This window comes from Xenorhabdus indica (genome assembly GCF_014467235.1).
Lineage (GTDB): Bacteria > Pseudomonadota > Gammaproteobacteria > Enterobacterales > Enterobacteriaceae > Xenorhabdus > Xenorhabdus indica.
In genome coordinates, this window is sequence record NZ_NKHP01000096.1 from 1 (window position 1) to 899 (window position 899).

General features: G+C 53.2%; 1 protein-coding gene. It reads right to left on the reverse strand.

What is annotated here, in order from left to right; translation table 11 throughout:
• A partial coding sequence (locus Xind_RS19630; RefSeq protein WP_187650954.1) for an RHS repeat domain-containing protein occupies positions 1-899 on the reverse strand: 899 nt, incomplete at both ends.

Genomic DNA, 899 nt, shown 5'->3' on the forward strand with positions numbered 1-899 from the left:
GGGTCAGGCGAGATATACTGCCCCGTTTCGTTACTGTAATATCTAAAGCGATTATAACAAAACCCGGATTCCTCATCGAAATACTGGCCTAAAAACCGGAAGTGACAACCAACATGATAATCTGCATCATTGGACGCAATCACCTGAGAATGATCTGCCTGCCCCCAGGTTCTCAGCCGCTGCGCCCAGATAAGCTGGCCGGCCTCGTTGAGCATCTCGCGCGGCGTCCCCTGATGGTCACTCACCACATAGTGCAGCTTGCCTCGCTCAAAACGGGCTGACGGTGTGAGTGCGCCCGGTTCGTAGAGCCAGCGGACACGCTGATTTTCCGCCGGTGTGCCATCGGCATAAATCGGCGTTTCCTCAACCAGATGGTCACCGCTCCACAGGTAATCCTGTCCGACGATGGCATCCGCTCTCAGTGCTAAATCCGGTTTGCCATCTAGCCACAATTTTAAATTTGTGGCAGCCAATTTTCCATCGTGAATTTTCAGTTTTTGGAGTCGCCTACCAAAAGGATCGTATTTATACTGCCAGCGCGAGCCGTCCGGGGTTTCGCAGTGGGTAAGCTGGTTTTGCGTATCCCAACGGTAGCGCCAGATTTGCGGACGGAAGCCATCACGGTGTTCAGTTTTTTCCACCAGACGACCGTTGTCATCATAGCGATAACGGTTATCCCCTTGCTGCACAACACGTCCGGCTTTCTGGCGTTGATTGATTTGTGCCACCGCTCCCCGCGCATCGGTCGGCAGATGTTGGCTCAGGTTACCGTTGGCATCATAACGGAACTGTTCTTCATGCGGACGGTTGCCATCAAACAGGGTATGCAGTATCTGGTCATTGGAATTATAACGGTAGCGGGTTTGCCCCCAGCGGCTGTCGTCAATCACACGGACGTT